This is a genomic window from Streptomyces sp. So13.3 (genome assembly GCF_005860785.2).
In the GTDB taxonomy this organism is placed as follows: domain Bacteria; phylum Actinomycetota; class Actinomycetes; order Streptomycetales; family Streptomycetaceae; genus Actinacidiphila; species Actinacidiphila fildesensis.
In genome coordinates this window covers 1,700,152-1,717,280 of record NZ_CP048835.1, presented here as the reverse complement: position 1 = coordinate 1,717,280, position 17,129 = coordinate 1,700,152, and the positions used below count along the sequence as shown (strand labels likewise).

The 17,129-nt window shown below is 67.8% G+C and carries 5 protein-coding genes and 1 pseudogene; 3 read left to right on the top strand and 3 right to left on the bottom strand.

Going from position 1 to position 17,129, the window contains the following annotated elements:
* Positions 1-179: 179 nt before the first annotated feature.
* Positions 180-1,661: pseudogene (locus C8250_RS07935) on the top strand (SDR family oxidoreductase); the annotation flags it as partial.
* A 162-nt stretch (positions 1,662-1,823) separates the two neighbouring features.
* Here C8250_RS07935 and C8250_RS07930 read toward each other — a convergent pair.
* Entirely contained in the window at positions 1,824-2,288 is a 465-nt protein-coding gene (locus C8250_RS07930; RefSeq protein WP_138359613.1) for a pyridoxamine 5'-phosphate oxidase family protein, read from the bottom strand.
* Positions 2,289-2,509: 221 nt separating this feature from the next.
* On the opposite strand from C8250_RS07930, the gene C8250_RS07925 reads away from it, so the two are divergent.
* Positions 2,510-3,163, top strand: a complete 654-nt coding sequence (locus C8250_RS07925; protein ID WP_138359615.1) for an isochorismatase family cysteine hydrolase — start codon at positions 2,510-2,512, stop codon at positions 3,161-3,163.
* Positions 3,164-3,227: 64 nt separating this feature from the next.
* On the opposite strand, the gene C8250_RS07920 is transcribed toward C8250_RS07925, so the two are convergent.
* Both C8250_RS07920 and C8250_RS07915 read right to left on the bottom strand, forming a co-directional pair.
* Positions 3,228-3,719 (bottom strand): Rieske (2Fe-2S) protein, encoded by a 492-nt coding sequence (locus tag C8250_RS07920; protein WP_138359617.1) that lies wholly within the window; start codon positions 3,717-3,719, stop codon positions 3,228-3,230.
* Positions 3,720-4,650: 931 nt separating this feature from the next.
* Positions 4,651-8,790, bottom strand: coding sequence for a LamG domain-containing protein (locus C8250_RS07915; protein WP_187144781.1), 4,140 nt, complete (start codon positions 8,788-8,790; stop codon positions 4,651-4,653).
* Positions 8,791-9,325: 535 nt separating this feature from the next.
* On the opposite strand from C8250_RS07915, the gene C8250_RS07910 reads away from it, so the two are divergent.
* Positions 9,326-17,014 carry a polymorphic toxin-type HINT domain-containing protein gene (locus C8250_RS07910; protein WP_138357922.1) on the top strand — a complete coding sequence of 2,563 codons (7,689 nt, stop codon included), beginning with the start codon at positions 9,326-9,328 and terminating at the stop codon, positions 17,012-17,014.
* Positions 17,015-17,129 lie beyond the last annotated feature (115 nt).

Here is a 17,129-nt window from a genome sequence, read left to right as displayed (position 1 = left end):
CGCCGCGCCCGGCGAACCCTGCGAACCCGGCCTTCAGCACCGGTCCGCGGAAGCCGCCGCGGAAGCCGTCACGTATCCGCTGTGAAAGCCGCCGTGAAAGGCGCCGTGAAGGCCATCGGGAAAGCACCCCGCCGCCCACCTGCTGTGATTGCCGACGAAGGCCGGGTAGGCATTCCCGTATGCCCGAAGACGAAAGCACCCGCCGCTGCCTGGTCACCGGAGCCACCGGATACATCGGCGGCCGGCTCGTGCCCGAGCTGCTCGACGCCGGGTACGCCGTACGCTGCCTCGCCCGCACGCCGGAGAAGCTCCGTGACCACCCCTGGGCCGATCGGGTCGAGACGGTTCGGGGCGATGTGACCGACGCGGACTCGCTGCGCTCCGCGTTCGAGGGCGTGCACACCGCGTACTACCTGGTGCACGCGCTGGGCACCGGACGTGGCTTCGAGGAGACCGACCGCCGGGCCGCCCGGCTCTTCGCCGAGCAGGCCCGCGCCGCCGGAGTGCGGCGCATCGTCTATCTGGGCGGGCTGACGCCGAACGGGGTCCCGGAGTCGGAGCTCTCCGCGCATCTGCGGTCCCGCGCCGAGGTCGGGCACATCCTGCTCGGCTCGGGGGTGCCCACCGCCGTCCTCCGGGCCGCGGTGATCATCGGCTCCGGTTCGGCCTCCTTCGAGATGCTGCGCTATCTCACCGAACGACTGCCGCTGATGGTCACCCCGAGCTGGGTCAGGACCCGCATCCAGCCGATCGCCGTCCGCGACGTGCTGCACTGCCTCGTCGGCGCCGCCACCCTGCCGCCCGATGTCAGCCGGACCTTCGACATCGGCGGCCCGGACGTCGTCACCTACCGGGGCATGATGCAGCGGTACGCGGCCGTCGCCGGCCTGCCACGGCGGTTGATCCTCCCCGTACCGGTCCTGACGCCGGGCCTGTCCAGCCACTGGATCGGCCTCGTCACCCCCGTGCCGCGCTCCATCGCCCGCCCGCTCACCGAGTCACTGCGGCACGAAGTGGTCTGTTCGGAGAACGACCTGGCGCGCTACGTGCCCGACCCGCCCATCGGGCGGACCGGCTTCGACGACTCGGTGCGCCTGGCCCTCAAACGGCTGCGGGACGCCGACGTCCCGACCCGCTGGTCGTCCGCCGCGGTGCCCGGAGCCCCCAGCGACCCGTTGCCCACGGACCCGGACTGGGCCGGCGGCAGTCTGTACACCGACCGGCGCGAACGCACGGTGGACGCCCCGCCGGACGCGCTGTGGCGGGTGATCGAGGGCATCGGCGGCGAGAACGGCTGGTACTCGTTCCCGCTCGCCTGGGCGGTACGGGGTTGGCTGGACCGGCTGGCCGGCGGCGTCGGGCTGCGCCGGGGCCGCCGCGACACCGCGCGACTGCGGGTCGGGGACTCGCTGGACTTCTGGCGGGTCGAGGCGATCGAACCGGGCCGTCTGCTGCGGCTGCGCGCCGAGATGCGGCTGCCCGGCCTGGCCTGGCTGGAACTGTCGGTCGACCAGGACGACGCGGGCGCCACGCTCCTCCGCCAGCGTGCGCTGTTCCATCCACACGGTCTGGCCGGTCAGCTCTACTGGTGGAGCGTGGCGCCGTTCCACGCGGTGGTCTTCGGCGGCATGGCCCGCAACATCTCCGAGGCGGCGGCGAGGGCGGGGGAGCAAGTGACGCCGCCCGCGCCGCCGCCCAAACCCGCCCGCGCCGCTGCCCCAACCCGCCCGCGCCGCCGCCCAAACCCGCCCGCGCCGCTGCCCCAACCCGCCCGCGCCGCCGCCCCAACCCGCCCGCGCTGCCGCCCGGACCCGCCCGGCTGCCTACTGCGGAATCTTGCTGAAGTCCCAGGAGGCCATCCGTTCCGGGGTGAGCCGGAGCCAGGCGTGGCGGCCGTCGTGCGGCATGGTGTCGAGCCCGAAGTTCTTGGCCGAGAACAGCCGCTCGGGGGCGTCCAGCTCGGGGACGGGCTCGCCGGTACGGGGCGCCTCGCCGATGAACTCGACGGTTCCGGAGAGCTCGATACCGCGCAGTTCCCCGTACTCCACGCCGTCGTCGATCACGACCGAGACGCGCGGATCGCGCAGCAGGTCGGTCCAGCGCTGGCTGCGGACGATGGAGTAGAGCCACAGCGATTCGCCGTCCCAGGCGAACCACAGGGCGCCGACGTGCGGACGGCCGTCCTTGGAGACGGTCGCCACGCGGCAGGTGCGCTGCTCCGCGAGGAAGGCGTCGACCTCGTGCGGGGTCATCATGATTCTGCGGCCCCGCCGCTGAATGACGGCCATGAGTCGAGCACCTCCATTTATCTGACTGTGTGTCAGAAATAATGGAGGACGGCGGCGCGGCCGTCCAGTGCTGGTGGCCGGCGGGCTCCCTCGCGCGCCGCATCCCTTCCTGGCTGACGGTTCGTCAGCTACGGTCGCTCCGTCGTCATCCGTTGCGGGTCCCTTGTGGCCCGTTGCGGTCCGTTGAGGTCCGTTGAGGTCCGTCGTACGAGGGGGCAGTCATGGCGCCGAGCGACCGGCTGGTGGAGCTGCTGGACCCGGCGGTCACCGCCGTACTGACCGTGGAGTGCCAGCGCGGCGTCGTCGGGCCGGACAGCGCGCTGCCGGAGCTCGCCGCCGAGGCGCGGGACTCAGGGGCACTGGGCAACGTGGCACGGCTGGTCGGCGGCGCCCACGAGGTGGGCGCCGCCGTCCTGCACGCCATCGCCGAACGCCGCCCGGACGGGCTCGGCGCCAACCACAACGCGCGGCTGTTCCGTGCCGCCGGGCGGCTGCCCGTGCAGCAGCTGACGGGCACGCCCGCCGTGCGGCTCGCCGAAGGGATCCCGCTCGCCGACGGCGACCTGGTCGTACGGCGGCTGCACGGGCTGTCACCGATCGCCGGGACCGATGTGGACGCCCTGCTGCGCAACCTGGGCTGCCGCACGCTGATCGTCACCGGGGTCTCCGCGAACATCGCGATCCCCAATGCCGTCTTCGACGCCGTCAACCTGGGGTACCAGGTGGTGGTGCCCGCCGACGGCATCGCGGGGGTGCCCCGCGAGTACACCGAGGCCGTCGTCCGGCACACCCTCGCGCTCGTCTCCACGGTCAGCACGACGGACGACATCCTGGCCTGCTGGAAGCGCCAGGGGCAGCGCGCCGGAAAGCCGTAGCCGCCAACGGCCCCGGCTACTCCGACGCGGCCCCGATGGCGCTCGCCAGCCCAGCTGCGACGAGTCAGCCCAGCTGCAACGAGCCACCCGCGACGGTGACCTTGGCGGCGGCCAGCGGCTTGGTCGCCGGACCGTTGGCGACGCTGCCGTCCGCGATGTTGAACTTGCTGCCGTGGCAGGGGCAGTTGATGGTGCCGTCCGCGACGTCGCTGACCGCACAGCCCTGGTGCGTGCAGACCGCGGAGAACGCCTTGAAGTTTCCGGCGGTCGGCTGGGTGACGACGACCTTCTGGTCCGCGAAGATCTTTCCGCCGCCCACCGGGATGTCCGCGGTCTTGGCCAGCGCGTCGCCGCCGTCCCCGCCCGGGGTGGTGGCGGCCGGTGCCGAGGAGTCGGCCGGGGCCGAAGGCTGGGCCGGGGTGGTGGCCGGGGTGTCACTGGCCTTCGTATCCGATCCGCCGCACGCGGTCAGAGCGGCCATGAGACCCACGCCGCCCGCTGCGGCGACCATCGTGCGGCGGGTCGGAGCCGCGGGAATACCGGAGGTGTCGGTCATGTGGCACTTCCTGTCGGTAGAGGAGCCGGGTGGCGCGGGAGCGGTCGCCCGGTGGGCGTGATGCCGTGCCCGCCCGGTCATACGCAGAGATCCTCCGGCGCGTTCAAAGCCGCCCGAAGAATTCCGGCGGATGGCCCAGCGCCTGCTCGATCACCGGCCCCGCCACCGCTCCCCGCCACTGGCCCCCACCACCGTTCCCGTCCCCACCCCCTCCTCGTTCTCGCCCCCGCTCCGCGTCGTCGTTGCCCGGCGCCGCGCAAGTAGCCTGGTGCGATGCTCACAGAGGTAACAGGGATCCGTTACGTGACGCCCTTGCGCGAGGGCGGCTCGGTGCCGGGGGTGGTCGAGGCCGACGACCTCGGCACGTACGTCGTGAAGTTGTCCAGCTGACGGCTTTGACCTGGAGTGATGTCGCTGAACGGGGCTCTGGCCTGGGCGGATCCGTCTTTCTGGATCTTTCAGACTCGTGCCCGGTTGTGCAGTTGATACTCCCCACGCGCTCCCCAGAGGCGCTCGCACTCCCCAAATTCTCCCCAAGAGGTACTGCCGTAGGAGCATCGCCTGTCCCGTCTGGCGGTGCAGGTGTGGGTCGTGCCGGTTCGCTTTGCGTAAGCGCTCAGAGGAGGTGTCCGCATTCGCCCAGTCAGATGTCGCGGAAGGGACCAGGTGGGTCCGTGACCTGCCTTGATGGGCGGCTGCGGGGCGCTGGCCAGCGCAGATGGTCTTTCGGCTGTTTCACGGTCATGCCCGTTGATGCGGCTGGAAGTCCCAGAACAGTCCCAGGGAGATCCCAGGGTGGTAGCCACTCTTACCGCTTTACGTTTTGCGCGAATTGTCGGTGAATCACCTTCAATCGCCATCTACAGGAGCTTTCTCAAGCGCTCAGGGGCGGCCGGTGTTCCGGCCGCCCCTTGGTGGTGTTGGTGGTGGGTTAGCTGAGTTGGGTGGGGGTGGGTTGGTCGTGGTTGAGGGCGGCTACGGCGGCGGGGGTGAGTGCGGTGTTGAAGGTTTGGACGTTGCTGATGTTGCCGGGGAAGTAGTTGCTGGTGCCGGCGCTGCCGATGTGGAGGGGGCCGGTGGCGTTCCAGGCGGTGGTGTTGGTTCCGGTTCCGGCGAGGGTTCCGTTGATGTAGAGGTTCATGGTGTGGGTGGTGGCGTTGTAGACGCCGACGAGGTGGGTCCAGGTGTTGAGGGCGGGTGGGGTGGAGGCGATGGCGCCGGGATAGGTGCCGGGGGTGGTGCTGTCGCTGGCGGGTGAGATGAAGGCCCAGGCGTTGTATGCCTTGGAGTACTGGAGGTAGAAGGCGTCGACGCCGGTGCCGGTGCTGCTGGCCTGTCCGACGGCGGTGTTGTAGGTGTCCGCCTTGGTCATGTTGACCCACGCCGAGACGGTGTAGCCGGCGCTGGTGTCCAGGACCGGGGCGGTGGTGGTGGCGTCGCCGGTGGTGCCGTTGAGGTGGAGGACGGTGCCGCGGGCGGGGTCGGTGGTGAAGGTGGCTCCGCTGTTGGCGGTGAGGCTGTTGGCGGGCCGCACGCTGTTGTCGGTGTTGTTGAGTTTCCACCAGTCGGTGGGCTGGAGGAGGTAGCCCACCGTGATGGGTGCGGCGAATTGCGCGATGCCTGCGGTGGCGGTGACTCCGGGGAATTCGAGGATCTGGCCGGTGGTATTCGTTACGTAGAGGTCGGGGTTGCCGTCCGGGCCGCCAGAGGCGCCAGGGACGATGTTGTTGGTGTCACCGGGTGAGGCGATGGTGGGGTAGGTGATGTCGTCCAGGCCGATGGGCAGGATGGGTGCCTGGGCGGGCAGGGTGCCGTTGGAACTGCCGGTCCAGTTCTGGTCGACGTATCCGGGGTGGCAGCCGTAGAGGATGAGCTGGGTGCCGGCGGTGGTGCTGCTGCCCGGGTCGGCGAGGCAGAGGTTGGACTGCGGGTTGACCAGGGACCCGCCGAGGCCGGGCTTCCACTGTTGGGCGCCGGTGCCGTTGCAGGTGTAGAGCTGGATGAGGCTGCCGGAGGTGGTCCCGGCGTTGGAGGCATCCAGGCATTTGCCCAAGACCCGGATGGTGTTGTCGGTGCCGAGGGTCATCTGCTGGGCGTCCGAGCCGTTGCAGGCGGCGACCTGGATTTTCGTGTTGTTCGCTGTGGATCCCTGGGCGACGTCGGCGCACACGGTGCCTCCGCCGGGGACCGTGATCGCGGACACCAGCGGGTGGTGGGCGGGCGCGGACAGGAGCGAGTTGGGCAGGCCGGTGGGGTTGAACGTCAGCGGGTAGGTGTGCAGGGTGCCGGTGATGTTGTCCCGGGCCCACAAGGTGCGTGTGCCACCGATGGTTCCGGGGGCGATGAGAGTGGTGTTCGACCAGTCGTCGCTGCTGAGGAGGACTCCGGGATCCAGGTGCAGATCTGCCTGGCGGTTACCGCGGTAGTACCAGAGCTTGCCGTCCTCAACGGTGATGAGGTCGGTAGGACCGGAGCCCGAGCCGGAGCCGCCGGGGGCGATGATCTGGCTGACGTAGTCCCAGGAGCTCTTGTACTCCGTGCAGACGGAATTGGGATTGCAGATCGGCTTGCCGGTGATGGGCGTGATGCCCTCAGTCGCGGTGAAGTGGCCGGCGATGCCATCGGTAGTGCTCTCGGAGTCGTTGCGGTAGATGTACAGCTTCTTTGATGTTTTGTTGTAGACGAACAGGTCGTCCACACCCGCGTTGACGATGGCACCACGGTGGGTGATGAGGTAGTTGTTCCACCCGATGTGGTCGGGGCTCCTGCTGGGAGTGGAGGCGATCTCGGGCGTGGCGGCGGCGTCGGTGTTGCCGGGGATGAGCAGGAGGTTGCCGTCGGTGGAGGGCGTCAGGAGATCGGGAATGCCGTTAGCGGTGAGGTCTCCCGGCGCGACGGGAGTTGCGGGGTTCCAGGGGGCATAGAAGCTGTAGGCGGCGGGGTCGGCGTTGTCGGCGCCGTCGACGGCCTGGACGTACAGGGTGTGAGTGCCCCACTGTTCCGCGTTGACGCTGATCGGGATGTCGGCTTGGGCGAGGCCGGTGGCATCCGTGGGCACGTTGATGGTGTGGGCAGCGTCCATACCGGTGGGCCCGATCGGCTTGTCCATGGAGTATTCGAACTTGCGAATGCCGCTGCGGACGCAGGCCAGAGGCGCGCAGGGGTCAGCGGGGGGTGGATCAGTGCTGGTGACGTGGATGGTGAGTCCGGGATCACCGGCGTGCTTGGTCGGTGCGGTGCTGCTGCCCAGGGGCGGGAAGTCGGTGGAGTCGGTGAATGCGGCTTGCGTCGGTGGGGTGAGGTCGGCCTTGAAGTGGCAGCTGGTGGTCCAAGGGCCGTACTGGATTCCATCCCAGGCGCGGACGCCCCAGCCGTACTGGTGGCCGTCCTGGGCGGCGAAGCCGAGATTGTGGTGGACTTCGGTGCCGGAGGCGACGCCGGCGGTGAGCGCGGGGTTGAGGACGGTGGCGTTGCCGTTGGGTTGAGGGAGCATGTTGTCCCACATGGAGTACTGGGCCTGCAGGTTCTCCCCGGGCATGGTGGTGGTGAGAGTGGCGCTGAGGGTGATGTTGCTGTTGGTGCCGGCCAGGGTGGTCTTGCCGATCCAGCCGTCAGCGACGCCGCCGCACGCGGCGCTTGCGGGGTTCAGGCTGGGGGGATCGGTCTTCATTCCGCTCGGCGCGTCTGGGGGAAGGTCGAAGACCGTTTTGATGGACGGGTTGCTGCTGAAACGCATGAACCCGTAGTTCGTGGCGTACTTGGACTCATTCCCACGAAGGGAGAACGCCCAGGTGTCCTTGTCGATATGGGCATTGCCCTTGATACCGGCGGTGACGTCGAAGTTGACGTATCTGGTGCCACAGCCGGCATTGACGCTGGCACTGGCGACGCTTTGTGACCCGATGACCGCGCCGACGCTGGGCTGGAAATTCCAGTCCAGGTTGCCCGGGAAGTTGGTGGTGCTGTTGATGTCGGCTGTCGGGTAGAGGAAGACGGGCCAGGTGTTGGAGCAGCCCGCGTCGGCGCCGTCTACTTCGGCCAGGGAGAGGGTGGACTTGACGATGGTCATGTTCGTGTGCAGGTTGCTGGTGTTGAGCTCGAAGAACGAGCGCTCCAGCCCGTAGCAGGTCGAGGAGAAGTGCTGGTAGCCGATGCCTTCGCCGCCGTACTTCTGCGGGGTGTCCCACTGCGGTGAGTCCGGGCAGCCCTCCTGTGCCTCGGCGTAGTGGTTGGTGGTGCCGGTAGCTGGGTTGACGATGGGGTCGATGAACACCGGGTATGTGGTGGTGGTCCCGGTGAGCAGTCCCGCGTCCGGGGTGAGGGTGACCGCGCCCGGGGTAGCGGTCAGCGCGACCGGCTGGACCTGGGCGCCCGTGCCGGGGCCGTCGGTGGTTGAAGGCTGCGCGGGGTCGCCCTGTGCCGCGGTGGTGGCGCGTGCGGATTTGGTTGACTGGGTGCCGGTCGGCGCGGCTGTGGTGGTCGAGGAGTCCCACATCGTGGGTGTGGGGCTGGAGTAGGCCACAGCGCCGTCAGCGGTGGTGGCGGACAGGCGGCCATGGGCGTCGGCGGCCAGGTTCAGCCCCTGGGTGGCGGTCGCCAGGCGCAGGGATTTCAGCGCCGGGTTCGCGGCGGCGGTCGCGTTGTGGACGATCAGCACCTCGCTGAACGCACCCTGGTCGCTGACGGACGCTTCCAGGTCCACCCCGGGCAGCACATTCGCGTACCGGGCGGTGTCACCGGTGACGGTGGGTGTGGGCAGGGCGGTGGGGAAGGACAGGGCCAGGCGGTGTCCGGCGGCGTCGGTGAGGGTGGCCAGCGGCCCGTTACCTCCCCCGGACAGCGCCACGCCTGCCGGGGTGGCGGCGGGGGAGTAGGTGCCGTCGCTGTTCCTGCCCAGCGTCGCGTCCACTGCGGCCCAGGTGTTGTTCTTCTTCACCCGGACGGCCTGCAGGTTGGTGGCGCTTTCCAGGGTGCCATCGGGGTTGGCGATGGTCTGCTCGGTTTGCGTGGTCAGTGAGTCCACGACGACCGGCTTGCCGGTGGCCTTGGCCTGCAGCAAAGCCGTCTGCATGGGACCGCCGGGTGTCAGTGGCGGAGCGGTGGAGCTGTCGGCTGGGACGGATGGCGGTACATCGTCGGCCAGGGCCGGACCTGCCAGTGACAGGACGAGACCACTGACCGCGGACACTGCCACCAGTCGGATCGGGTTGCGGCGCCTACTTCGGCGCGCGCGGATGGAACCCCCCACGATTTCCCCTTTCCAGGGCAAAGAATTGACCAAATCGCGAATAGGGCGTGATGGGCTCACGCCGGAACTGCCGCGTTGGTGACGCATTTTTTGAAACCCCCAGCACCCTCTTGTGTCCCGGTAACTGCCCTTTTACGGGTCTGTCGTGACTGGTGTGGCTCTTGAGGATGCCGAGGAAGGCTATTGCGGTTCGCACAGACGTGGCAATACGGTTCCGACGGATCGTTGGGGCACATCTGCCTCGCGAGTGGGCAGTCCATTGCGGGCTGTCGGGGTGGGCTGGGGGGTCTGCGAAGTGCGTTCCAACGTGCGCTTGTTCACTGATGTCCGGACACGGGCACGGCTGCGTGGCGGGATCGTGGCCACATCCACGCTCGCCGCGATGGCACTGATCGTCCCGCTGGCACAGGCGGACGTGATCGGCGGCTACCACTACACCGGCAAGATGTGGGCCGACGGCCAACTGCCCGCCCAACCCGTCGTCGACGGCCACCCGGTGACCACCCCGGGCAAAGCCAGACAGTCAGCCCCACCCAAAGGTGCTCGGGAACTGCGGGCCCACAAGCCGGCGGCCGCAGTCTGGCCGACTGCGAGCACCTCGACGGTTGCCCTGACCCACCCGACGATGCTGACGACACCCGCGAGCGGACCGAACAGCTCCAAGGCCGTGCCGTCGCCCACCATCGGCGCGGCCCCGGTACTGACGCCGGTGCGCGCGGGCTTCTCCCCGGTCTGGGTCGGACCGGCCCCCGCAACTTCCCCCACCGCCCGCAGTACGCAAGGCGCCACCACGCCGCAGATCGCCCCCGCCGCAGTCACGGTCCGGACCGCCGATCGCACCCAGGCGCAGTCCGCCAACGTCGACGGACTGCTGGTGGGCCTGACCCGCGCGGACGGCAAGAACGCCGCCGGCAACGTGTCGGTCTCCTTGAACTACAGCACCATCGCCCAGGCATACGGGGGCGGGTGGGCTTCCCGCCTCCACCTCGTATCCATGCCCGGCTGCGCTCTGAGCACGCCGAAGGTCCCGGCCTGTCGTGTCCAGACGCCGCTGCCCACGACCAACGACACCACAGGCCGCAAGCTGTCGTCCAGCGTCGTAGTGCCTGCTGCGACGACAACCCGGAGCGCTACTGCGGGCGCTGCGGTCGCACCGTTGAGTGTGGCTGTTGCTGCCGTATCCGGATCGGGAGGTTCGCAGGGAAACTATGCGGCGACCTCGCTGTCGTCCTCCGGTACCTGGTCGCAGTCCGCCACCGGTGCGTTCACCTACAACTATCCGATCGCTGTGCCGCCAGCGCTGGGCGGCAGCGCCCCGTCGGTGGCGTTGTCGTACAACTCCCAGAGCATCGACGGGGAGACCTCGGCCCGCAACTCGCAGTCCTCGTGGATCGGGGACGGCTGGTCGTACTCGCCCGGCTTCATCGAGCGCTCCTACAAGGCGTGCAAGACGGATGGGATCAAGGACTCGGGCGATGAGTGCTGGGGCGGATACAACGCCACTTTGTCGCTGGGTTCACACACAGGGGAACTGGTCCGCGACAGCAGCGGCGGCTATCACCCACAGTCCGACGACGGCACCAAGGTCGAGCGGCTGACCGGCGCGAGCAACGGGCTGTGGAGCGGGGAGTACTTCAAGGTCACCACGACGGATGGCACGGCCTACTACCTGGGCCTGAATCATGCGCCGGGTATCACTTCAGACAGCGCCACCAATAGTGCCTGGAGTGTGCCGGTCTACCACCCCAAGTCCGGCGACCCGTGCTACGACTCGGCCAAGGGCAACACATCGCAATGTGACAAACCGGTCGGCTACCGCTTCAATGTCGACTTCTCTGTCGACCCGCATGGCAACGTCCAGCGCTACGACTACGCGACCGAGACCAACTACTACAACATGGGCGTCGGGCAGGTCGCTGCATCCGGCGCCGGTGGCACCATGACCCCGTACACACGCGCGGGGTACCTCACCACGATCTCCTACGGCTACAAACTCGCCGATGCCCAAGCTGGTCGTGATCCGGCCGCGCGGGTCACGTTCGACACAGCGCAGCGCTGCACCACCTCCGATACGGTCTGCAAGTACTCGAACTTGTCGGCATCGACGGCCACCAATTGGCCGGATGTCCCGTACGACCTCAACTGTCCCTCCACCGACAAGACGTCGGGTGAGGGCGACGGGGTGTGCCGGGTCGGCGCGCCGACGTTCTGGTCCACTTACCGGCTCAAGTCGATCACCACGCAGGTGAAGTCCGGATCCGGCTACCAGGATGTCGACTCCTACAGCCTCGGCCACGTGTTCTCCGACGCCGGCGGGGTCATCGACCCGGTCACCGGGAACGAGGAGCACCCCGAGAACGCCGGCCAACTGCAATCGATCATGTGGCTGCAGTCAATCCAGCACACCGGCCTGGACACCGCTGCCGGCGGTAGCGGCAGTGTTGCGCTGGACCCGATCACCTTCACAGGTATCGAGACCGACAACCGCGTCGACGGTCTCACCCCGGGCGCCCCTCCGCTGTACCACCCGCGGATTTCCAGCGTCCATACCGAGACCGGTGAGTCGATTGCCGTCACCTACAAACCGCCCGCGTGTTCGCGCGTCAACCACACCATGCCGGCTTCGGCCGACAGCAACAGCATGGCCTGCTACCCGGTCAACTGGTCCCCGCCCGGCGCGGCCGACCCGATCGCCGACTGGTTCAACAAGTCCTTGGTCACGCAGGTCACCACCAGCGACCTGACCAAGGCCGGATCACCGGCGAAGGTCACCAACTATGCCTACAGCGGCGCGGCATGGCACCGCGACGACTCGGATCTCACCGACGATCGATACCGCACCTGGAATGATTTCCGCGGCTTCCGTAGCGTCACCGTCACGACCGGGGCGGACCCGGATCCGATCACCAAGACCGTCACCACCTACCTGCAGGGGATGGATGGCGACCGCAGGGCGGACGGCAGTACCCGCGCAGTCGACGTCGCTAACACGCTCGGCGAGAGCACTGCCGACAGCAATTGGCTGGCCGGCAGTGTCCTGGAATCCGATACCTATAGCGGCGCCGGATCCGGGCAGAGCATCATCAGTAAGTCGGTCCACGACGCCCCAGGCATGACCAGCACGGCCCATCGCACGCGTAGTGCTTGGACCTCCGAAGACCCCGCGCCTGCGAGTTTGTCGACTCTTCCGGACCTGGCCGCACACCGTCCCCAGACCGCCTCGTCCCGCGCACTGGCTCTGCTGGCCAACGGCACCTGGCGGACCACGAAGACCAGTACCACCTATGACGCCTCCGCCCGTGTCAGCCAGGTCGACAACAAGGGCGATATCGCCGACCCCAAGCAAGAGCGCTGCACCACCACCAGTTACGCCGCCGCCCCGTCCGCGAATCCGATGATGCTCGCCTACCCCAGCCAGACCCTCACCGTCTCAGGGGCATGCGGTACCACCCCGGGTACGTCCACCACCATCAGTGACCGGCGGATTTTCTACGACGGAGACGGCACCACCGGCAACCTGGGCCCCCTGGGACAGCTCGGCCAGACCTGGGCTTCGGACGGTAAGACCCACTCCCTGGGCTATGCCACCGCGACCCAGACCGTGAAGTCCTACGACGGCACAGGCCAGCCGGTTTATCAAACGGTGCAGGCGACGACGTTCGACGACTACGGGCGCACTACCCGGATGGTGGATGCCTCGGGAACGGCTGTCACCACCGGGATCTCGCCGGCCACCGGCGTTCTGCCCACGAAGCTGACCACCACCAACCCGTGGGGCTGGACCTCCAGCGGGACCGTTGACCCGGCTCGCGGCCTGGTCACCGAAGTCGTCGACGTCAATGGACGGGTCACCGACAGCACCTTTGACGCGCTCGGCCGACGGACCGCATCCTGGCTGCCCGGCCGGGACAAGTCCGCTCATCCCAATGCCCCGGACAAGAAGTTCGCCTACGCGGTGCACGGCGCCGGCGACCATCCGGACCCATCCACGGTGACCACCCAGACACTGCGCGAAGACGAAAGCTACAACACCGCGATCACGCTGTACGACGGAATGCTGCAGGCCCGTCAGCAACAGTCGACGACCGCCAACAATTCCGCCGGCCGGCTCATCACCTCCAGCACCTACGACAGTCATGGCTGGCCACTCGCCACCATCAATGCATACTCCGACCCCAACAACGCCCCCAGCACAACCATGTGGTCGGAACTGGAGACCACCGTTCCCTCGGAGGCCAAGACGGTCTACGACGGGCTCGGCCGCCCGACTGCCAGCCAACTGTGGTCCAAGGCCACACTGCTGTGGCAGTCCACCACCGCCTATCCCGGCGCAGATGAGGTGGACACGACCCCGCCCACCGGGGGCCAGTCGACGGCTGCGTTCACCAATGCGCTCGGCCAGACGATCGCTACCCGCGTCAAGGACACCACCCCCAATCAACGGTTGGCCCCGAATGCGGTCATCGCGTCCGGCAGTTCCGTGGCATCCAACAGCGTGCGATTGACGATGCAGGCGGACGGCAACCTGGTGCTGACCGGGATAAACAGCGGAACTGTCTTGTGGTCGTCCGGTACTCCGGGCAACGCCGGGGCGAGCGCTACGGTCAGAACCGACGGCAACCTCGTAGTCACCAGCATCACCGGAACAATGCTCTGGTCCTCGAAGTCCGGCACGACCGGGAGCACCGGCGGGCACGCCTACGTCCGCGACGATGGCAGTCTGCAAATGTACAACACCGGAGGCCAGAGCCTCTGGAGCACCGGCACGACCGGCAAGGCCCTCGCCGCCGACATCACTACCCGCTACACCTACACCCCTGCAGGGCAGAGCGCCTCGGTCGCCGACACCGTCGGCAACACCTGGACCTATCAGTACAACCTGCTGGGCCAGAAGGTCTCCCAGACCGACCCGGACGCCGGCACCAGCTTCTACGGTTACGACCAGCTCGGCCGTCTCAACCAGACCACGGACGCCCGTGGCCAGATCCTGTCGCTCGCCTACGACGCGCTGGGCCGCAAGACCGGTGAATTCAACGAGGCCGCCACGGGCACCCACGACCCCGCCAAGCAGCTGGCGGGTTGGACCTACGACACCCTTCCCGACAACACCGTCGTCAAGGGACAGCCCGTCGCCTCCACCCGTTACGTCGGCGGGAGAAGCGCCAGCGGCAGCGCCTACGTCAAACAGATCAACGGGTACACCCCCACCTACCAGCCCACCAGCATCACTACGGTGATCCCGCCTGCTGAAGGCAACCTCGCCAACACCTACACCGCCAGCGCCGCCTACACACCCACCGTCGGCCTGCTGGCCTCGACCACCTACGGTGCTCATGGAGGGCTCCCGGCAGAGACCGTCGGGTACGGCTACGACCTGCAGGGCCTGCTGCTCGAGACCGGCTCACCGGACACCGCCTACCTCGACACCGCCCTCTACAGCCCGCTGGGACAGATTCAACGGTCCACCTACGGCGACTACGGCAAGCAGATACGCACCGCCCAGACCTACGACGCGGCCACCGGGCGCCTGGCGACCAACACCGTCAGCCTGCAGCCCAACACCTTCGGCCCGATCGACTCCAGCACCTACGGCTACAACCAGGCCGGCCAGCTCAACGCTGTCTCCGACACGCAGTCCAACGGCACCACGATCACCGGCACCGACACCCAGTGCTTCAGCTACAACGGCCAGGGCCGCCTCGCCGAAGCCTGGACCGACACCAAAGGCACCACCACCCCCACGGTCCTGGGTCAGCTCGGCCAGTGCACCACCGCGACACCGAGCGCGGCCACCGTCGGCGGCCCCGCCCCGTACTGGCAGTCGTTCACCTACAACCTGCTCGGCGACCGCACCCAACAGGTCAACCACGACCCTGCCGGCAACGCGCTGAAGAACATCACCCAGAGCAGCGCGTACCCCGGTAACGGCACCACCACTGCAGCACAGCCGAACACCGCCGCCACCATCACCACCGCCGGGCCGGGCGGAACCACCACGCTGACCCCGCACTACGACGCGGCCGGCAACACCACCAGCCGTGACACCAAGGTCGGCACAGCCGCGACAACCACTCAGACCCTCAAGTACAACGCCGAGGGCCGTACCGACACCGTCACCGCCAAGGCCGGCGGCACAGGCGATGCCGGCTACATCTATGACGCCGATGGCGGCCTGCTCATCCAGAAGAGCACCGCCAGCAATGTCCTCTACCTCTTCGGCGGGGCCGAGCAACTCACGCTCGACAATGCCAAGAAGACCGTCACGGGCCAGCGTTACTACACCAACCCCGACGGCACCTGCATCGTTCGGTCCTCCACTGGCACCGTCACCTACCAGCCCACCAACCCGCAACACACTGCCCAACTCCAGATCAACGCCGCCTCACTGGCTGTCACTCGCCGCGCCTACGACCCCTACGGCGCACCCCGCGGTACCGCTCCCGCGGCTTGGGCTGACAACCACGGCTATCTCGGGCAGCCAGCCGACACCACCACCGGCCTAAACCTCCTCGGCGCCCGCAACTACGACCCCGTCCTGGGCCGCTTCCTCACCGTGGACCCCGTCTTCGAAGCCGGCGACCCCAACCAAATGGGCGGCTACACCTACTCCGGCAACGACCCGGTCAATGGCAGCGATCCCAGCGGCCTGAGAGAGGAATGGGGAGCGGCCGGCGGCGGATACGGCGACGACCCTGGATACACGACTCCCGACCCGCCCGCCGATTCGGGTGGAGACGACGGTGGGGACGACGACGGGTGCAGTGGCTTCTGGAACTGTGCCGGAAGGCTCATCGAAAAGGCCGCCCCGGTCGTAGTCGTGGTCATAGTCACAGTCGTTGTCGTGTCGGCTGTCGCGGTCTGCGTCGGTGAGACCGCCGGGATCGCCAGCCCCGTCTGCCTGGAGGCCGGAGCCACCGCCGTGGTCACGACATGCGGTGCCCTGATGGGCGACTGCGGCCCCGGCGCTGGGGAAAGCCCCTCCAGCGAAGCCGCCCGCGACGAACCCCGAGGGAGTAGCGGAGCCGCCCACGACGCACCAGGAGGGGGAGGAGCCCGGCCACGAAACACTGGTGACGGACCTGTCCGTGACGAGGCACCCCCCGCCGCCGGCAGTGACACCAGCACAGCCACCCACGACCCCACCACTTCCGCACCCGCCGCCAAGGCCGCTGAACCCGCCGCACCCAGCAAGGGCGCCGGAGGAACCAAATCGACTGGTGGATGCAGCTTCGCCCCGGACACACCCGTCCTCATGAGCGACGGCAACACCAAGCCCATCGCCGATATCAAGTCCGGCGACCAGGTTGAAGCAGCCGACCCAGCCAGTGGCAAGCTCGACGGCCCCCACACCGTCACCGCCACCATCGTCAATCACGACAAGGACCTCGTCGACGTCGACATCCTCGGCCCCGACGGCGTCATCTCCACCCTCCACACCACCTCCGAACACCCGATCTGGGATGCCACCACACACACCTGGGTCCCCGCCGGCAAGCTAATCCCCGGTCACACCCTGACCACAAACACAGCGCACGAAGTCCGCGTTACTGCGGTCCGCACCACCCCAGGAGAAGCCGACCGCTACAACCTCACCGTCGCCGAACTCCACACGTACTATGTACTTGCTGGCCAGACGCCGGTCCTGGTGCACAATACGTGCGGTGACGATCCTGCGGTCCTTTATCGATCTCCTGGGACGGGCAAGAAGGCCAGCGAGTCTAATGGCCTGAATGCGGCCAATCATGGCGGTGACCATCCGACGGCGTATCTTTCTAATTTGCCGGAGGGTGCGGCGCACTATGCGGGAAATGGCCACGATCTAGGAATGCACGTGTTTGGCATGAAGCCGGGATTCCGAGAGGCATTCGGTGACCTGGAATTCCCGCTGGAGAATTCTATGGGGTTGACTGAGGGGTTGACCGAATGGAGGATCCCGGCGGGACGGTTCGATGAGTTCAACTCCTACATCGATCATAATTTGACCGAATGGTGGGATGCGGCCGACGGCCACTTCTTCCCGCCGCCGGGATCGATACATTCTCCGTGATGCTGCTGGAGTGGGATGATCCTGAGGAGGGTTGTCCCACTCGCTGCAAGAAAAGTTGGAGCTTAAGGTGACTGAGTCTGGTGGTTCCGAGCGATTCGCTCGCTTCGTAGAGCGC